The following is an 18,532-nucleotide window of genomic DNA, read 5'->3' on the forward strand; positions in this document are numbered from 1 at the left end:
CATCATCAAAAACTACGACACCCCTTGTATGATTTTCCCGTCTAACAGATCAGGATGAATGATCGATTGAAATTCCTGATCTGCTGATAATCGGCTTAGACTGATCCCAACAAAGCACTTAGCTGGCTGAATCATATGTGTTTTTGTATAAAGGACGACCGTATCTGGTTTTATGCATAGTAGAAACCCATGATCATGCCCAACTGCACGATATGGAACAAGTCTTAAACGATCAAGCAGCGGGAAACGATCATCAAGCTTTTGCATCACTTCCACAGGATGAGACTGTTTCATTTGTTCGATAAATGACTCTCCGCAAATAGACGTTAACTGATCGAGCTGGACGATCATGACAGGCGTTTTCGTTATAGGATCATACAGCTGATTGCCAGAATCAACGAGTCCATTTAAACGGATTGTCTCTCCCTGAATGTAGATCTCGACAAGCACTTGTTCATCATACTGTCTTTTTTTCGCACCAACCTCTCCTAATCTTTTCTTTGAAAACAGCCAAATGGCTGGGAAACCGGTAAGAACAAAAAGCCAGCTAATAGGATCACCAAATCCATCATTTCGTGAAATAAGCAGTCCATCTTGAATGACTGTGTTTGTCTGCAAGAACGAATGAACTCCGATCATGCCTCCTCCCATCAAAAATGTGACAAAGTAAAAAGCAAACAGATTTTGAAAAAAGGAACGAAATCTTTGAAAACCAAAGGTTCCAAGCACGATCAAGATTGAAAAGAGTAGTTTGCCTAAAGGGTGCGACACAATCATTGCAAACGGTGTAAAGAGCAAGAGAACAATACTCGATCCAATGAGAGCTCCTAACATATATCGCCTTTTTTTCACTTGTCGTTTGAGAATAAATGCCGTGAGTAAGAGCAGCAATAGATCAAAACAAAAGTTTAACAGCCAAATCACATCTAAATAAATGACCACCTTCTGCTCCTTTCATCTGAAACAAAGAATCAAAAGCAGTACTTGCACTTGTTTGTACCAGTATAAAACAGTCATAAGATGGAAGTCTGTCAATTCTTGTTGGGGATGATAGAGAACTTTTGGTGGATTGTTATTGTTTTTGTCGAGGAATGAATGTGAGGGAACAAAGAACGATTTCTCGGACAAGTGTTGAGCCGATGGTTCACGACAAAAAAGACACGCTCTGAAGAGTCGTGTCTTTTGCTGATGATTATTTTTCATTGATGGTTAATTTTCCTGCTGCCTTTTCCCTTGTAACATTTCCATACTCATCTTTTACAATGACTTCAATCACTGCACCTTTTGCTTTTGCAGCAGATGTTGCCGTCCAGTAGCCTTCATATGTTCCCGGTGCCACTTCACGAATCGGCAGCTCGGTTGTGTTTTGAAGACTTGATCTAGCATTGGTCAGCGGCATATGAATGACAAAAGTTGCTTCTAGCTTTTCCCTGCTTTCAAATGAAATTTTAACAGATTCACCTGATGATAGTGTGCTATCCTCTTTTGGGGTCAGCTTAGAAATGACAGGCGCGTCGTACTGGACATCAATGTCGACTTTTTTAGTTGTTTTGTTTCCAGCCGCATCTTTCGCTATCACTTTTATTGTATTTTCCCCGTTCTCAAGCAACACTCTTGCAGCATATTTCCCATCTTTGACTGTCGCTTTCTTTCCGTTGACCGTGACTTGATCAAGATGATCGTCCGCCACTTTTCCTTCTACGGTGAGCGATTCTCTATTGGTTTTTTCACCTTTTTTCGGTGTATCAATGGTCAAACTCGGCGCAGTTTGATCAATGATCACCTTGACCGGTTTGGACTGTTTCGTTGAGCCTTTATCTGTTACAGTCGCTGCCGTAAACACATGCTCCCCGCTTGAAACAGATACATTTTCTTTAAAAATACCCGACGAACCAGCTTTGACTTTGGCGACCTCTTCATCGTCTTGATAAATGGCCACATCAAGTCCAGGAGAAGCTGTGCCTTCAATCTCCAATTCACCTGTATTTGTGATTGTTCCCGTCTTTGGAGATGTAATCTCTGGCACATCAGCTTCATAGTTCACGAGCGCACGAATCATATAATTCCCATCTTCTTTTGGAGAAGGAGAAAAGGCACCGCTCGTCAGCTGCCAGCTTCTTTCAGCATTTGGCCCATCTTCATCTGTTGCAAGCCCAGGAGATTCCGTATTCTTTTTCGTTTGAATGTAGACAAGATAGAAATCTCCATCCACTGTAATGGCTTGATCTTCTAAATCTACTTTTGTCCATTCACCATTACGCAGTGCATTTGCTTTTAGTGGTCCTGCGATTTTCTCACCCGGTGCTCCACCTTTCCCTGAAGCATCATACACTTCAACGGCAAATTCATCGCCTCCAGGTGCTGGCCATTCTGATGTCCAGAAACGGAAAAGACCACCTGTGACTTGTGCTTGTTTCTTTCCCTTTTCCAGTGAAAACTTCACAGCCCAGCCATTGCCAGGATCGTAGAAAGCCCGCGCATTTTCGGCCGTTCCATCATCGTAGCCAATCTCTCCAGGAACGCCAATAAAAGGCTCAAGTTTCACTGACTTTTCAAACGGCTTTTCTGTGACATCCGCTGTAAACGAATATCCTTTAAAACCTTTCGCAAACACTTTGACTGTATAGACGCCGCTTAACGCTTGTAGAGAAAATTGACCGGATTCATCTGTTGTCACCGGCGCAATTTTGGCGTCCTCTACAAGATAAACAGTAGCATTCTTTACTTTGTCACCTGTTGCTTCATTGACAACCGTACCAGATATCGTTCGTTTCGCAAGTGGCTGTAAGGAGAAATTCGCTTCGGCTTTTTCATTTGATGAAACGCTGACTTTTTGGGTACGTGATTCAAAGCCGTACGCTTCAGCCTTCACTGTCCATTCACCCGCTCCTTGAGAAAGCTGATATCTCCCTGTCGCTTCATCAGTGTAAGTTGATTTCCCGCTTTCCAGAACACTGATTTGTGCCTTCATAGGAAGCGCCTTAACGGAGGGTCCATCTAGACTTTTATCTTTTTTCATATGTGTATGTTTTTCTTTTACTTTAGCAGGCTTTGCACTTTTCGGATTGACTGATTTCTTATTTTGGCTTGCAGACTTTTCTTTTTTGATCACGCCAAGTTGTTTCTTTGCTTTTTGAGGCAATGCTTGATCTGTGATGTTCACATCATCTAAATAAAAACCATCTTTTGTGACACTGCCATCCGTTCTTAGCTGAAAAATGACTCTCACCTTTTGACCTTGATAAGCAGATAGATCTACCTCACCTGCTGTCCATGCATTTGTTTTTCCTGTATAGGCTGCTACTTGAACAGCCTCTTCCCCCTCAGGCTGGACATGGACATGCACATAGTCATAATTGGCTTCAAGATCATGCCAATATTGATATTGTAAATAGGAAGAACCAGACTCTGGTACAGCAATTAGCGGCATCGATAAAGCGGCGTCGGTTTGATTTTCATAAGGACTGTCTAAGTTTGTGGCATAAACATGTTGCCCCGTAAATGCTTGTTTCGGACCTGTGGTCGGTGTTCCCCACTGCCACGGATCTTTTGTTCCACCACTGAACCATCCGCTTGGCCACGCTTCAAAATCTTGCGTGTACCCCGTAGTAATGGATGTTCGAATCGGGAGCGTATAAGGGTCTGATGCCGCTTCATTTTCTCCAAAATCCTTCACAATCCAGCGATAAGTGACGTTCTCACCCTCAAGTTCAGGAAGCTGGACCACATAGGTTCCTTTTAAATGATTTCCATCCGTTCGGTTGGCTTGGAGCGTCTCCCATTCACCTTGATCCACTTGGTAGATCAAGGATACATTTGTCACAGCTACTTCATCTTCCGCTGTGATCGTCAGTGGTGTTGGCGTTGCAGCAAAGATTTCATTCGGTCCTTTATGTGAAAAAACAGGCGGCTCTGTATCTTCCCCCTCTTTTGTTACCTGACCTTCAATCGTACCAATTCCATCGGTTAATGCGGTAATCGCTTCTCTTGCATCAACTAGTCCTGCCCCATAACCATTGTTAGGGGATTCTGGAAACTGCTGATCTGTCAGCGGCTTCGCTGTATCCATGAGAACTTGTTCAATCTCATCAACAGAAAGATCTGATTGCACTTGGCGAAGAAGAGCCACAACAGCTGAGACATGCGGACCTGCCATTGAGGTGCCATTCCACCCGCCTTCATACCCTTTTCCTGGGATCGAAGAACGAATGTTTACACCTGGCGCAGCAATATCTGGTTTCATTACGCCATATGGAGAAGGACCTTGCAGTGAGAAAGACCCTAGCTTGTTGTCCTGATCTGTTGCACCTGTTGCAAAGGCTTCTGGGTAGTTAGCGGGATTTGCGATTGATCCCTCGCCCCCCGGATTAAATACATCGGTATTGCCAGCTGAAAACTCCGGAAAGATGTCCGCTGCTCTCCAGGCGTTGACCACATCTTTATACCAATCATCAAGACCTGGCCCACCGCCCCAAGAATTATTCACGACATCGGGTGCCTTTTCTGGATGCGGATTTCCATCCTTATCCTTCGGTGCTAAAATCCACTCACCTGCATCTAACAGATCAGCATCTGTCCCGCCATCTTCTGAGAAAGCTTTCACTGCGATCCATTTTGCTCCCGGTGCGACCCCGATTTGATTCTTTCCATCTGGCTCAGAGCCAACCATCGTTCCTGTCACATGTGTCCCATGCTCTAAGTCATCGTATGGGGCCTCAGATCCTGTCGTTGCATCGTACCAATTTAATTCATGAGATGGTTCATTTGGACGAGACGGATCAAACCCGCGGTATTTTTCTTTTAAAGCAGGGTGATCCCATTCCACACCTGTATCAATACTTGCAACAACTGTACCAGTACCGTCATAGCCTAAAGCCCACGCTTCTGGTGCATGAACTTGAGAAATATTCCACTCAATTCCATCGATTGCTTTGATTTGTTTGTTTTGCTTCGAACTTTTCAAATCAACAGGACGATGAATTTGACGTGTCTCATTCGTCAGCACTTGATCTACTTCTGGAAAAGAAGCGACCTTTTCCATGACCTCTTTCGTTCCCGTAACAGCTAGACCATTCACAATATAGTAGGAATGAATATCTTTCACTTGCTTGTTCTTTTGTTCCTTTTGTAAATACGCTAGCAGTGCTTGCTGCGTTTCATGAGATGTTGCTCTCAGCTCAGATACAACGGCTGACCTTTTTGTATACTGCGTTTTAGCAGCTGTTAATTTCTGCTTTTTGGCTTTTGACACAGCTTCTTTCGCTACTTTTTGCGCATTTGTTTGTGCCTTCATTTTGACTAAAAAGGTCACCATGTCTTCCTGTTGAAACTGCTTCTTTAATCTAGAAGAAATCTTTGCTTGTGTTGTCTTAGAGGAAACAGCTTCCTCCTGATATGAGGTAGAAGTCGATTTTGCTTGAACCATCCCAAAGCTTGTCATCGTTAAGGTACCAATCACCAAAAGACTCATCAAACAATAGACGGCGGTTTTGCGAAATTTCACTTTCAATAAAATCACTCCTCCTCAAATGGTCAAACCGTGTGTATCCGGATCCCCCCTTTTTTTCATCATGACAAGATTCATGGTGTTCTATTTAATGTAGTCAAATAAAGGTCAACATTTTGTCGTTTTTTGTAAAGGAAAACAAAAATGATTCTTTCGACTTAATCTATGTAAGTCAAAGCACATAAGATAGATACAATGATTCATACACTCCCAAGACTTTTCTATCAGATGAACACTGGTTCTTTCTATATTTAGACATAAAAAATCCCCTTCCAATGGAAGGGGATGAGTCGTCGTGCTTGATTAACGTTTGTTGCGGTTACGTAAGAACGTTGGGATATCCAGTGTATCATCACTTGATTGTGTATGTTGTCTTGGCTGTGCTGATGTTTGCTGATGTTCCTCACGTTTGACTTCACGCTTTTGTGGAATGGATTGATTTTGCTTTAATCCTTGTCCTAATGGATTTCTTTGAGGTTTTGTCACTTCCGGCTCTTGCTCAATAAAACCGGTAGCGATCACTGTGACCACAATTTCATCCTTCAAGTTATCATTAATCACTGATCCAAAGATCATGTTGACATCTTCATCAGAAGCGGATGCCACAATATCAGCTGCTTCTTGTACTTCATAAAGGCTTAGGTTCGTTCCACCCGTAATATTCATGATGACACCTTGTGCCCCATCAATCGCCGTTTCAAGAAGTGGTGAAGAAATGGCTTTTTTCGCTGCCTCAGCTGCACGGTTTTCACCTGTTGCGACGCCAATTCCCATAAGAGCTGAACCTTTATTCGACATGATTGTTTTCACATCAGCAAAGTCAAGGTTAATCAAACCAGGTGTGGCAATTAAATCTGAGATCCCTTGCACACCTTGTCTTAACACATTGTCTGCTGCACGGAATGCTTCAAGCATTGGCGTGTTTTTATCAACAATTTCAAGCAAGCGATCGTTTGGAATCACGATTAATGTATCAACCGCTTCTTTCATAGAAGCGATACCTTCAACTGCTTGAAGCTGACGCTTTCTTCCTTCAAATGTGAAAGGACGAGTAACGACTCCAACTGTCAATGCCCCTGAATCTTTTGCGATTTTCGCAATGACAGGTGCAGCTCCCGTACCAGTTCCACCGCCCATACCAGCTGTCACAAAGACCATGTCAGCGCCTTTTAATACTTCTTCAATTTGTTCTTTGCTTTCTTCAGCAGCTTTTTTACCGACCTCAGGATTCGCACCTGCTCCAAGCCCTCTTGTCAGCTTAGCACCGATTTGCATTTTTGTTTCTGCTTTTGATAGATTTAACGCCTGTGCATCTGTATTCACTGCAATAAAATCGACACCCTGTACGTCATTTTCGATCATTCGGTTGACTGCGTTATTTCCGCCTCCACCTACTCCGATTACTTTAATTGATGCTAGGCCGTCTATATTTGTTTCAAACTCCAACATGCTGAATCCTCCTAATCCGTCGAAAATCTAATTCTATTCCCAGAACATATTAAATAGTTTTTTCATTTTGCCCGGTTTTTTATTTGTCTCTTGTTGTACTTTTTGTTTTACTTTCGGTCTTGGCTGAGCTTCTTTTACTTGTGATGTAGAAGAAACCGGCTCCATGGACGCGCCTACTTCATGAAACGCTTCATCCGGCATTTGGAATCCAACCTGTCTGCCCTGAATCTTTGCATTGCGATAAGCAAAGTGGATTAACCCTACTCCTGTCATATATTGAGGCTCTCTCACCCCAATATAATTAGGACTTGCGATTCTCACATTGTTTTGCAAGACGGTTTGTGCTAGAGAAAGGATGCCTGGTATAGCTGCCTGTCCACCTGTTAGAACAAATCCGCCAGGCAAATCATGGACACCCATATTTCTTAACTCCTCTGCCACAAAGAGCAGAATCTCTTCCAGCCGTGCTTCAATGATATTGGCCGCTTCAAGTTGTGTATACGTCTGTTTTTGGTCAGTACCGATGACGGAAACTTCAAAAGTTTCCTCAGACGATGCCTCATCATAGAACGCATGTCCAAATTGTTTTTTGATTCGTTCAGCTTCTTCAGTGGAAGTTCTAAGTCCTATAGACAAGTCTTTTGTAATGTTCTCTCCGCCCAAAGGGATACTGTGAGTAGAATAGAGATGCCCGTTTTCAAATACGGAAATCGTAGTAGACCCTCCGCCAATATCGACAAGAGCTACCCCTAGATTTTTTTCATCTTTCGATAACGCTGCTGATCCCGATGCAAGTGGCTGCAGACATATATCCATAATTTCAATTCCAGCTCGCTCTACACATCGGAGCCAGTTATGTAGAATCGTTTTAGAGCCTGTAATTAACGATCCATCCACCTCTAGCCGAACACCAAGCATTTTTTTCGGATCTGTGATCTCATCTCTTCCGTCAACAATAAATTGTCTCGGAATGACGTCTATTACGAGATGTTCTTGAGGAATAGATACTACCTGTGCAGCATCCAAGACACGTCTCACATCTTCAGCATGTATTTCTTTGTTTTCACTAGACACTGCGACCACGCCGCTCGTATTCTGAATATGAATGTGGTTTCCGTTAATTCCGACAATCGCCTTTTGTAAAGGAAAACCTACCATTCTCTCAGCCTGTTCAAATGCTTGTCTAATAGAATGAACTGTCTCATCTATATCAACAATCGATCCTTTTTTTAACCCCTCTGAAGGGACATTTCCAACACCTATAATGTTAAGCGAATCATCCGCCATTTCTCCGACGATAACTTTTATATTGGATGTACCGATGTCAAGGCTGACGTAAATTTCATTGTTGTTCATTCTATGGCACCTCCTCACATATCAATACTTTCTATTCTATTATTTGCTGAACAACAATACAATGAATGTGTTTTTACAAGTGTGTAACAAAACTTAAAAAATCAACATTTATTATTAGGATTACTGAAAATATTCGTTACATCATATGTATATCCTTTTTTATGACTCACTTTTTTTCTTTTTTTCTCTAGAAATTGTCCATTTTGTTAGTAGAATTCTTCGAATAACGGCTATATTTTGAAATAATCTAACGCCGAATGCAAACATTCCGACTAAATACAAGTCTACACCAAGATGGACGCCCAGAAAAGCTAAACTTATTGCGAGTATAATATTAAAGAAAAAGCCTGATACAAACACTAGTTCATCGTAAGCCCCTTGCAGATGTGCCCTGATTCCACCAATTAATGTATCAAGCGCAGCAAGTACAGCGAGGGAAAGATAGTTAGAATACTCATTCGGTATCGTAAAATTTGTTAAGAAACCGATCGCAACTCCTATGATTAAACCAAGTACAGGAAGCCACATTAAGATTTTCCCTCCTTTACATCGTCAAGAGGCTTCAATTCGTTTAATTGAATTGTACCGTCATATGCTTTTAAATGAATTTTGTCTTTTGGCTGGCTAATACTCAAGCTGAAATTTTCCTGAGCGAACAAATCGCCAATATCTGATACATTTAAACGGCTGTATAGTTTGTCTGCCTGCTGGCTGATGATCTTAATACTGACTGTATCACCATCTATACTGTAGCCATCCATTTTCGTCGTACCATTAATATCTCGAATGACACTTGTATTAATCACCCGGTGGTCATTAATGGACATATGTTTTGCCCCAAACATATTGACTTCGTTAATTAATTTTTTCAGAAGATCCGGCGGTATATTTTTAACTTCTTCTCCGGTAAGATCTTTTGAAAAAAGCTGAGTAATTTCAACTTCAATTCCTTTTCCCGTTACCTCTGTAAAACCAGCTTTTTCTTTTAAATCCTTCAACGTTTTTGTTAATTGTGTTTCTTTTGATTGATCTTCATGATTACTATACTTCTTTAGCATTTCATCATATTTATCAATTTCTTTCAGTAAATCCAATTCTTTACTTTTGGATGCAGATAAATCCTCTCTTAATTCCCAAACGTCGCGAGTATCACGAATTTTAGGCTTTTGTAAAGAGTTAAATTGGATGGAGACCATGATGCCAAATATCACCATCAGGACTGTCAAACTAAGTAATGGCTTCTTTTTCCTCAACACCACTCACCTTTTCACTTTTAATCTTTATTTCGTAAAAGAGGATTCATACGAATATCCTTTTTTTCAATCGTCAGGGAAATATGATCACTTGTCAGCTGATCAACCACTCCGCCTGCAATATTTAATGCAGGTATTAACACAGCTGGATCACCAATAGCAGAAATTACAAATGGTGCTGGATGCTGAATGCCGTCAACTGTGACGACTGGGCCGTTACAATGTATGTATGATTGGTGGGTGATTCTTTGTCCGTTAATGGCTACAGCAGATGCCCCTGATATAAATAGTTCGTTTATCACATGGAAAATGTGACTCTCATGCACAATGTAATTATTGACATTTTGTCCACTTGGGATATAAGATGCATCTTCAAGGGATACTTTTACCCCTTTCCCTTTTACTCCTATTTCTCCTGTAAACATTCTGTATTTCTCAACATCTTCCAAAACATTAAAGAACTGCTCTTTTTCATTTTTTAAACTGGACTCTGTTACTTGAACCTTTGATTGAAGACGATAAAGTTCTTTTTCAAGTTTATGATTCGCCTTTTCTTGCTTTGTCAGCTGACTTTTCAAAGAATATTCTTTTTTCCATTGTTCTGTTCGACTGACATCTGCTTTATGCTGCTTTGTATATTGGTATGAAAAAGAAATCAGAAACCCAAGAACAAGCATTACAATTGAGAAAATGACTGTTTTGCCTCTCAACGTTCATCTTCCTTTTTCTTAGATTTAAACGCTTCAAAATACGTAGCGACTTCCATATGAATAGTGCCTTTCTCAGATGACGAAAGTTCTTTGACAATAGCCGGATAGGTTGTCATTTTATCTGCGAATGTTTTAATAGATGCAAGGACGGTGTTTCCGTCATTCATATAAAATTTAACGAGCCACTGATTTGAACTTGTCGGCACATAATATACTTCTGAGATGAGTTCCTGAATAGAAGCTGGCAGTTGATTCAAAGATCTAACTGTTTGCTTCAACTTCTCTTTGTTGTCCCAATCAACAAAAATAGGTCCTGCATCACTTGGCGTGACTTCATCTGGTAAGGCTGTCCCATTTTCAAGAAGCTCATAATAAAAATTCCCCTTTTGAAGATATGCAATATTTGCATATTCTTTTACAGCAATACTGACCTTATTTGGGAAATGTTTTTTAATACTGACACTTTTAATCAGTTTATTTTGCTTAATATGGTCTGCTGTCAAATCTTTATTTAAATTCCAAAACTCTGTCTCGCCTTCTTTAATTTTTGAAAGTTTCACGAGCTGTTTTGTTGGTACATGTTCATTACCTGTAATCGTTAGAGAAGAAATTTTACTGATTGGTGTTTGCAAATAAACAATAATTAAAATCATGATAAAAAACAGCAGGATAAAAGAAATTAATCTCCGATTCGCTTTCTGCTTTCTTTGTTCTTTAATTTTAGGGATTCGCTCTTCTATATTGACGATCTTTTCATTTTCATGATCAGGCCGCATATATACTCTTCACCTCATTCAAAGCTGCTTGTCCGCACCTTTGGATCATTCTTTATTTTGATTAGAAAACAAACGGCATTCTTTCATGCCGTTTGTTTTTCTGTGAAGCCAGCATTCATAAAAGGTAGCCTTTAATTTGCTTCACCAATAATTTCTACTTCTGTATGCATATCTACATTGTAGTCATCTTTGATTTTCTTTTGAATGTACTGAATTAAGTCCAGCACATCTTGAGCTTTGGCGCCACCAGCGTTGACAATAAAGTTTCCATGCATATCGGAAATTCTTGCTCCGCCAATCTGATACCCTTTTAGATTCGCCTTTTCTACAAGCTGTCCTGCATATTCTGGTAATGGATTTCGAAAAATACTACCGGCGCATGGTTTATTATAAGGTTGCGTTTCCTTGCGATAGTCTTTATTTTGCTGCATTTGCTTTGTGATTTTTTCGCGTTCGTCCTGCTTGAGCTTGAACACTGCTTCAAGAACAATACCAGGACGTTTCTTTTGAAGTACAGAAGTGCGATAGCTAAAGTTCATTTGCTCATTTGTTAACCACTCGATGGTTCCATCTTCAAATAAGACTCTAGCTTTCACAAGAATTTTGCTGATGTCAGATCCATGTGCCCCTGCATTCATATAAACAGCACCACCGATAGAACCTGGTATACCCGCTGCAAATTCCAATCCTGAAAGACCTTGCTTACTAAGAGACGTTGCGAGTCGTACAACGGAATAGCCTCCGCCAACTGTAATTTCTTCGCCATTTACAGTTAAATGATCAAGCCCAGCGCCCAGCTTCAGAACTACACCGCGAATTCCTTTATCAAGTACAAGTAAATTGGACCCTCTCCCTATAACCGTCCAATCTACGTGATGTTTTCTCACCAGATCCATAATTGTTTTGACTGCGTCGACATCTTTTGGAATGATGAATAGATCTGCCGGCCCGCCTATTTTCATTGTCGTATGATTTGCAAGCGGTTCATTTTCAAGTACTTTACCAACTTGCGCTTCTAATAATTCATTCTTCAAGTTCTCCATATTACCCTCCGCCTTACCTCATATCATTGAATCATGAAGTCGTAATTTCTTTTAACACATTATATAAACGTGCCGCCGCATCTGGCACTCCGAGTTCTTTCGTTAGACGGCTCATTTGATTTAGTCTTTCTTCATTACCTGCAATTTCATCAATTGCATGCAGCAAACGATCTCCAGAAAGCTCTGATTCTCTTAAAACGATAGCAGCATCATGTTTTTCGAGTGATCTCGCATTAATTTCCTGATGATTTGCTGTCACGTATGGACTTGGAATGAAGATTGTTGGAATTCCAAGAGCTGTCACTTCAGCAATCGTTGTGGCTCCCGCTCTTGCAACAATGACATCAATCGATTTCAGGTACTCCGGCATTTGATGCAAGAAAGGCTTTGTAACCATATTCGGTGCTGCACCTTTTTCCTTTAATTCATTCATGACTTTTTCATAATGAACCTCGCCAGTAATATATAAAAGCTGGTAGTTCTTTTTCTTTAATTCATCTTGCATCTCAATGACTGCTTTATTGATTGGCGCTGCACCTCTGCTCCCGCCAAAAATAAGAACCGTTTTTTTCTTCTCATCTAGCCCAAACTCTTTAAGAGATTTCCCCTCTTTAATAGAGACGACTTCAGAGGCCCTTGGGTTTCCCGTAAAAACAACCTTTTCAGAAGGAAAATGTGCCTTTGCTTCTTCAAAACAGATGGCTACTTTTTGAACATATCTCGCCAAAAACTTATTTGTGATGCCTGGCAGGCTATTTTGTTCGTGAATAATGGTCGGGATTTTCAGCTTAGAAGCCGCATAAACGACAGGACCACACACATAACCACCTGTTCCAATAACAGCATCTGGCTTAAACTCTTTTAAATAAGATTTGCTTTTCTGAACTCCCTTTAGAAATCTCATCACCGTTTTTACATTATCAAAAGAAAGCTTTCTTTTAAAACCTGTGATTTCTATTGACTTGAAAGGGATATTTTCTCTTTCTACAATTTTCTTTTCAAGTCCATTCTCAGTACCAATATATAAAAATTCTACATCAGGATGCAGTTTTTTCACTTCTTTCATAAAAGCTAGAGCCGGATATATATGTCCGCCTGTTCCGCCTCCACTGATTACTATACGCATTATACCATTTCCCCTCAATTTTTTTCTGCTCTGAACAAAGTATAAACCCTGTTTTAAACAACAGGGCTCCGTTAAAACCTGTAAAGAAGAGTCAAACATCATGTTTTTGAAACAGAAACTGCCATTTTCACTCTTCAAATCATTTTTTTATACTTTTGCAAATTAAAAGTCTATATGGTTTCATGAATAAGCAGCAAATTAATATCTAGCGTACCTACTTACATTCAAAAGTACGCCAATTGCCATCAGCATTAAGGTCAGTGATGAGCCGCCATAACTTAAGAATGGGAGTGTGATACCCGTCACAGGAATTAGACCGGTGACAACTGCGATATTAATCATTACTTGAATGGCAACCATTGAAATGATGCCGACTGCTAAGAAACTTCCATATAAGTCTGGTGCACCAAGTGCTATTCGTATACCTCTCCATAATAGAACACTAAAGAGAAGCAAAATGAGCGATCCACCTATAAAGCCAAGTTCTTCAGACAATATTGCAAAGATAAAGTCTGTTTGAGGCTCCGGCAAATAGAAGAATTTTTGTCTGCTTTGACCTAGCCCCATTCCGAACAGACCGCCTGGGCCAACAGCGTATAAGGATTGAATAATTTGAAAACCGCTGCCTAGTGGATCTTCCCAGGGATTTAAATATGAAGTAATTCGTTTTATTCGATAGGGTGCTGATAAGACAAGTGCAGCAAATCCGCTGAGCCCTAAAAGACCGAGAAAGATAAAGTGAGCGATTCTCGCACCTGAAACAAATATCATAATAATACAAGTTCCAACCATAACCGTTCCTGTTCCCAGGTCCGGCTGCAGCATAATGATGGCAAATGCAGAAAACACAATGCCTAATGCTGGGGCAAACCCTTTACGGAAGGACGTGATATTCTTTTGCTTTTCAGATAAGAATTTTGCAAGAAACGCAATCATCGCAAGCTTCATAAATTCAGAGGGCTGAATACTAAACGCACCGACACCGATCCAGCTTCTTGATCCATTTCTCTCCATACCGACACCTGGGATCAGTACGAGCATGAGGAGTAGAAAACAAACAGCAATCAATATCTTTGACCAAGTCCGCCACGTCCAATAATCAACTCGCATAATGAAAAACATCGCGATAACTCCGATTCCGGCAAACAAAAGCTGTCTTTTTGCAAAATAAAACGAATCATCAAATTTATACGATGCCCACACAGCACTTGCGCTGTACACCATAATTAAACCAATCGTCAATAAAAGTAACGTAATGACAACAAGCAAAAAATCCGGAGAAGTTTTCTTATTCGTCAAGAGACCGACACCCCAAGCATAATTTCATTTGGGCTGTCAGTCATATTGAGAGACAAGCCCTTATTTAAGCATATGCACGGCGTTTACAAACATGTCTCCACGTTCTTCAAATGTTTTATGCTGATCCCAGCTTGCACAAGCCGGAGACAATAAAATCACGTCTTCTTCTTCAGATATGCTAAACGCCGCAGGTACTGCTTGTTCAACATTATCGACATGTTTTACGTGATGTATTCCCAGCTCTTCACCAAGCTTCACAAACTTAGGTGCAGTCTCACCAAATGTGATAATTCCTTTCACATTCTTCATAAAAGGTTTCAATTCATCAAATTCATTGCCTCGGTCGAGTCCGCCTGCCAGTAAAATGGTCGGCTGCTTAAAGGCTGACAAAGCTTTACTTGTTGCCAGTATATTGGTCGCTTTACTATCATTATAAAATTTCCTACTTTGAATTGTATCCACAAACTGCAAACGATGCTTCACCCCGCTAAATGTGGTGAGAACATTGGCAATCGCTTCGTTTGAGCAGCCTGCACTTTTCACAACACAAATAGCTGCTAAAATATTTTCTTGATTATGCTCACCAGGAAGGACAACTTCCTTGAGGTCAATGATATGTTCATTCATATAATAGATAGCACCGTTTTTAATAAAAGCACCATGTTCTACTGGCTCTTTTACTGAGAAAAACACTTTTTTCGCCTTTGAACATTCTGCTAGTTTGACAACAGATGGATCATCTAGGTTGATCACAGCGATGTCATCTTCTTGTTGATGTGCATACACTTTCTGTTTTGCTTTTTCGTATTCTTCACGAGTGTGGTGATAGTCTAAATGTGCGTCAAAAATATTTAATATTAAGCTGATTTTGGGTCTAAATTCCACAGTTCCCATTAACTGAAATGAAGAAAGCTCAGTCACGATCCATTCATCGCCTGCTGCATTAGCAGCAACTTCACTAGCAACCGTGCCTATATTACCTGCTACCAATGTTTTCTGGCTGTCTTTTTTCAGCATTTCATAAATCAATGTAGTGGTCGTCGTTTTCCCATTCGATCCGGTAATCCCGATAAATGGAGATGAGGTCAAATGATAAGCTAACTCTATCTCAGTCCAAACTGGAATCTTTCGGCGAATTGCCTCTTGAACCATTACATTCTCATAAGGAATTCCAGGATTTTTAATTAAAATTGTAATTTCTTTATCATCGAACATACGAAGAGGATGACTGCCACAAATGACATCAATCCCTTTTTCAGAAAGTAACTGAGCAGGATCATTCTCTTCAAAAGGCTTTTGATCATTTACCGTCACGTTTATTCCGTGTTCGTGAAGAATTGAGGCTGCCGCATATCCGCTTTTTGCAAGGCCTAGTACTAGTACATGTTCGTTTTTTAACATTTGCATCTTATTCAATTATAACCACACCTCAATGTAAATTCCTAAAACAGCAAGTAACAAACCAGCTGTCCAGAAGGTGACAACCACTCTCCACTCAGACCAGCCAACTAACTCATAATGGTGGTGAAGCGGGCTCATCTTAAAGATTCTTTTTCCCGTTGTTTTAAAGGAGATGACTTGAAGGATAACAGATAACGTTTCAACAACAAACACTCCTCCAATAATGACAAGTAACATTTCAAGTTTCGTTAAAATCGCAATAGCTACAATGGCCCCGCCTAAAGCAAGTGATCCTGTATCTCCCATAAATACTTTTGCAGGATGTGCGTTAAAGACAAGGAAACCAAGGACTGCTCCAGCTACTGCTACTGAAAAGATTGCCACATCATACTGTGATTGATTCCAAGCCAGTATAGCAAAAGCTCCAAATGCAATAGCAGCTGTTCCAGATAATAGACCATCTAGTCCATCTGTTAAGTTGACTGCATTAGAACCACCGACAAGCATGAAAATGACGAGGATAAAATATGCCCACCCTAAGTCAAAGCTGACATCTGTTCCTGGAATACGTATCGTCGTTGCAAACTGGTAATAATGGAAGACTGCATAAAAAATCACAGCAATCACAATTTGACCAATCAATTTCTGTTTCGACGTTAATCCAAGATTTCGTTTCATCGCTACTTTAATATAATCATCTAAAAATCCTAATAAACCGTAGCCAAGGGTAACAAATAACAGTAAAAACATTTCCGGACTAATTTCAGAGAATTTGTTGATCATCACAATCGTTGTAATTGTAATAGAAAAGATGATCATAATTCCGCCCATTGTCGGAGTACCAGATTTCTTTTGGTGAGACTGCGGGCCTTCTTCTCTAATACTTTGACCAAATTTAAGTCTTCTTAAAAACGGAATAAAAATCGGGGATAAAAGAACACTGATTAAAAATCCCATTATGATTGTAAACAATATCACCTGTTCAAGCATTGTTCTTTACTCCTTCCGAATTTCCAAAGCCGTTTCCCGTCAGAAAATAGCATTCATTATTATGATATTCATTCGTGACTTTCATATGTTGTTTTTGTACAAAATGCTTCATTTCATTACACTCTTTTCATCATTTTAAGATTTGTTTAGATCTAAAATAGCGTCCATTGCAACCTTTGCATCATCAAAGTCATAGACTTGATCGCCAATAATTTGGTACGTCTCATGACCTTTTCCCGCTATTAAGACTGTATCGCCTTTTTTCGCATTGGCAATGGCAAAAAAGATGGCTTGTTTCCGATTCACAAAGCTATGGTAATACGCTTCTGGCACTCCATTTTCCATGTCTTTCAAAATAGCTGATGGGTCTTCACTTCTTGGGTTATCTGATGTAAATACAGGCTCATCTGCATATTTCACAGCGATTTGAGCCATCTGTGGGCGCTTGGTTTTATCACGGTCCCCGCCGCAGCCGATCACACAGAAAATTCTACCTTCCGTTAATTCTCTACACGTTGTGAGTACATTCTCTAAACTGTCAGGTGTATGCGCGTAATCAATGATGACAGGGAAGTCTTGGTCACAGTTCACAAGTTCAAAGCGTCCTTTGACTCCCTCAAGCTCTTCAATTGCACTGACAATCGTTTCAAACGTTAAGCCGGATACGATCCCTACTGATACAGCAGCCAGAATGTTATACACATTGAACTTCCCAATAAGGGCAACTGTCACATTTTTTGTGCCGATTGGAGTGATCAAATCAAATTGTGTTCCCTTTGGGTTGATTTGAATGTTCTTTGCCATTACATCTGCATCTTGCTCTATGCCATACGTCGTGATTTCAGCAGCTGTGACTTTTTCAAAATAACTTGAAACTTCATCATCTGCATTTAAAATGGCATGCTTCGGCTTATCGTGCTGAAAGGCACTCCCAAGCTGGGAGAATAGTAAGCTTTTTGCATGTTTATATTCTTCCATTGTGTTGTGGTAATCCAGATGATCTTGACTAAGATTTGTAAAAACAGCAATATCATAATCACACCCATGAACACGGCCCATCTGCAAAGCATGCGAAGATACTTCCATAATAGCCGTATCTACATCATGATCAAGCATCTGTTTAAAAGTCTTTTGAAGAGTGACGCTCTCAGGTGTTGTATTTTTGACGTCGAGAATGTCATCATTCACCTTCATATACATCGTCCCAATTAAGCCTGTTTTCTTTTCGGCTTTTCTCATCATTTGTTCGACCATGTGTGTTGTTGACGTTTTCCCGTTTGTTCCTGTGATACCGATTAGATGCAGCTTATGAGTTGGCTGTCCATAAAAGGCATCAGCCATTCTTGCAAGTGCTCTTTGAGAGTGTTTTACAATAATGACTGGTACCTCTGTTATGTTAAGTGGGCGTTCTGCCACAATCGCTGCAGCCCCGCTTTTCACCGCTTTTTCAGCGTAATCATGTCCATCTACTGTATAGCCTTTTATACAGACAAAGAGACTCCCACTTTTCACTTCTCTTGAATCCATTTCAATAGAAGTGATTTCAGGGTTTTCATTTATTAATTCGTTGTTTTCACTTTTAAAGTATGTAAGGAGTTGTTGTAATTTCATTTCATATCAAAC

The 18,532-nt window shown here is 40.3% G+C and carries 14 protein-coding genes; all 14 read right to left on the reverse strand.

Features of this window, described 5'->3' with window-relative positions; all coding sequences use genetic code 11:
- Positions 1-12 precede the first annotated feature (12 nt).
- On the reverse strand, positions 13-942 hold the full coding sequence (spoIIGA, locus tag GPA07_RS12185; protein WP_157292589.1) for a sigma-E processing peptidase SpoIIGA: 930 nt from the start codon (positions 940-942) through the stop codon (positions 13-15).
- 250 nt (positions 943-1,192) lie between these two features.
- A complete protein-coding gene (locus GPA07_RS12190; RefSeq protein WP_157292590.1) occupies positions 1,193-5,509 on the reverse strand; it encodes a S8 family peptidase in 4,317 nt (1,438 codons plus the stop codon).
- A 300-nt stretch (positions 5,510-5,809) separates the two neighbouring features.
- Positions 5,810-6,955, reverse strand: coding sequence for a cell division protein FtsZ (gene ftsZ, locus GPA07_RS12195; RefSeq protein WP_008354664.1), 1,146 nt, complete (start codon positions 6,953-6,955; stop codon positions 5,810-5,812).
- Positions 6,956-6,988: 33 nt separating this feature from the next.
- Positions 6,989-8,311 (reverse strand): cell division protein FtsA, encoded by a 1,323-nt coding sequence (ftsA, locus tag GPA07_RS12200; protein WP_008354665.1) that lies wholly within the window; start codon positions 8,309-8,311, stop codon positions 6,989-6,991.
- A gap of 159 nt (positions 8,312-8,470) precedes the next feature.
- Complete coding sequence (locus GPA07_RS12205; protein WP_003210988.1) at positions 8,471-8,839, reverse strand: small basic family protein; 369 nt, start codon at positions 8,837-8,839, stop codon at positions 8,471-8,473.
- The gene (locus tag GPA07_RS12210) at positions 8,839-9,564 is read right to left on the reverse strand and encodes a DUF881 domain-containing protein (protein WP_008354667.1); all 726 of its coding nucleotides are present in this window, start codon (positions 9,562-9,564) and stop codon (positions 8,839-8,841) included. The genes GPA07_RS12205 and GPA07_RS12210 overlap by 1 nt, the downstream gene beginning before the upstream one ends.
- Before the next feature lie 20 nt (positions 9,565-9,584).
- Positions 9,585-10,274, reverse strand: a complete 690-nt coding sequence (locus GPA07_RS12215) for a DUF881 domain-containing protein (protein ID WP_008354670.1) — start codon at positions 10,272-10,274, stop codon at positions 9,585-9,587.
- Positions 10,271-11,050: a cell division protein FtsQ/DivIB gene (locus GPA07_RS12220; RefSeq protein WP_008354671.1), complete on the reverse strand. Its 780-nt coding sequence runs from the start codon at positions 11,048-11,050 to the stop codon at positions 10,271-10,273. The genes GPA07_RS12215 and GPA07_RS12220 overlap by 4 nt, the downstream gene beginning before the upstream one ends.
- 131 nt (positions 11,051-11,181) lie before the next feature.
- The gene (murB, locus tag GPA07_RS12225) at positions 11,182-12,093 is read right to left on the reverse strand and encodes a UDP-N-acetylmuramate dehydrogenase (protein ID WP_008354672.1); all 912 of its coding nucleotides are present in this window, start codon (positions 12,091-12,093) and stop codon (positions 11,182-11,184) included.
- Between the two features lie 31 nt (positions 12,094-12,124).
- Positions 12,125-13,219 (reverse strand): undecaprenyldiphospho-muramoylpentapeptide beta-N-acetylglucosaminyltransferase, encoded by a 1,095-nt coding sequence (gene murG / locus GPA07_RS12230; protein WP_157292591.1) that lies wholly within the window; start codon positions 13,217-13,219, stop codon positions 12,125-12,127.
- Between the two features lie 198 nt (positions 13,220-13,417).
- Positions 13,418-14,518 carry a stage V sporulation protein E gene (spoVE, locus tag GPA07_RS12235; RefSeq protein WP_008354677.1) on the reverse strand — a complete coding sequence of 367 codons (1,101 nt, stop codon included), beginning with the start codon at positions 14,516-14,518 and terminating at the stop codon, positions 13,418-13,420.
- A 60-nt stretch (positions 14,519-14,578) separates the two neighbouring features.
- Positions 14,579-15,925 carry a UDP-N-acetylmuramoyl-L-alanine--D-glutamate ligase gene (murD, locus tag GPA07_RS12240; protein WP_051009091.1) on the reverse strand — a complete coding sequence of 449 codons (1,347 nt, stop codon included), beginning with the start codon at positions 15,923-15,925 and terminating at the stop codon, positions 14,579-14,581.
- Between the two features lie 9 nt (positions 15,926-15,934).
- Entirely contained in the window at positions 15,935-16,909 is a 975-nt protein-coding gene (gene mraY / locus GPA07_RS12245) for a phospho-N-acetylmuramoyl-pentapeptide-transferase (RefSeq protein ID WP_008354681.1), read from the reverse strand.
- Between the two features lie 135 nt (positions 16,910-17,044).
- Positions 17,045-18,520: a UDP-N-acetylmuramoyl-L-alanyl-D-glutamate--2,6-diaminopimelate ligase gene (locus GPA07_RS12250; protein ID WP_157292592.1), complete on the reverse strand. Its 1,476-nt coding sequence runs from the start codon at positions 18,518-18,520 to the stop codon at positions 17,045-17,047.
- Positions 18,521-18,532 lie beyond the last annotated feature (12 nt).

The organism is Bacillus sp. ms-22 (genome assembly GCF_009759805.1).
GTDB lineage: Bacteria > Bacillota > Bacilli > Bacillales > Bacillaceae > Bacillus > Bacillus xiamenensis.

Coding starts and splice junctions, on each gene's coding strand:
- murD (WP_051009091.1), bottom strand. CDS start 15,925: ATGCAAATGTTAAAAAACGAACATGTACTAGTACTAGGCCTTGCAAAA.
- mraY (WP_008354681.1), bottom strand. CDS start 16,909: ATGCTTGAACAGGTGATATTGTTTACAATCATAATGGGATTTTTAATC.
- GPA07_RS12220 (WP_008354671.1), bottom strand. CDS start 11,050: ATGCGGCCTGATCATGAAAATGAAAAGATCGTCAATATAGAAGAGCGA.
- ftsZ (WP_008354664.1), bottom strand. CDS start 6,955: ATGTTGGAGTTTGAAACAAATATAGACGGCCTAGCATCAATTAAAGTA.
- ftsA (WP_008354665.1), bottom strand. CDS start 8,311: ATGAACAACAATGAAATTTACGTCAGCCTTGACATCGGTACATCCAAT.
- GPA07_RS12250 (WP_157292592.1), bottom strand. CDS start 18,520: ATGAAATTACAACAACTCCTTACATACTTTAAAAGTGAAAACAACGAA.
- GPA07_RS12205 (WP_003210988.1), bottom strand. CDS start 8,839: ATGTGGCTTCCTGTACTTGGTTTAATCATAGGAGTTGCGATCGGTTTC.
- murB (WP_008354672.1), bottom strand. CDS start 12,093: ATGGAGAACTTGAAGAATGAATTATTAGAAGCGCAAGTTGGTAAAGTA.
- murG (WP_157292591.1), bottom strand. CDS start 13,219: ATGCGTATAGTAATCAGTGGAGGCGGAACAGGCGGACATATATATCCG.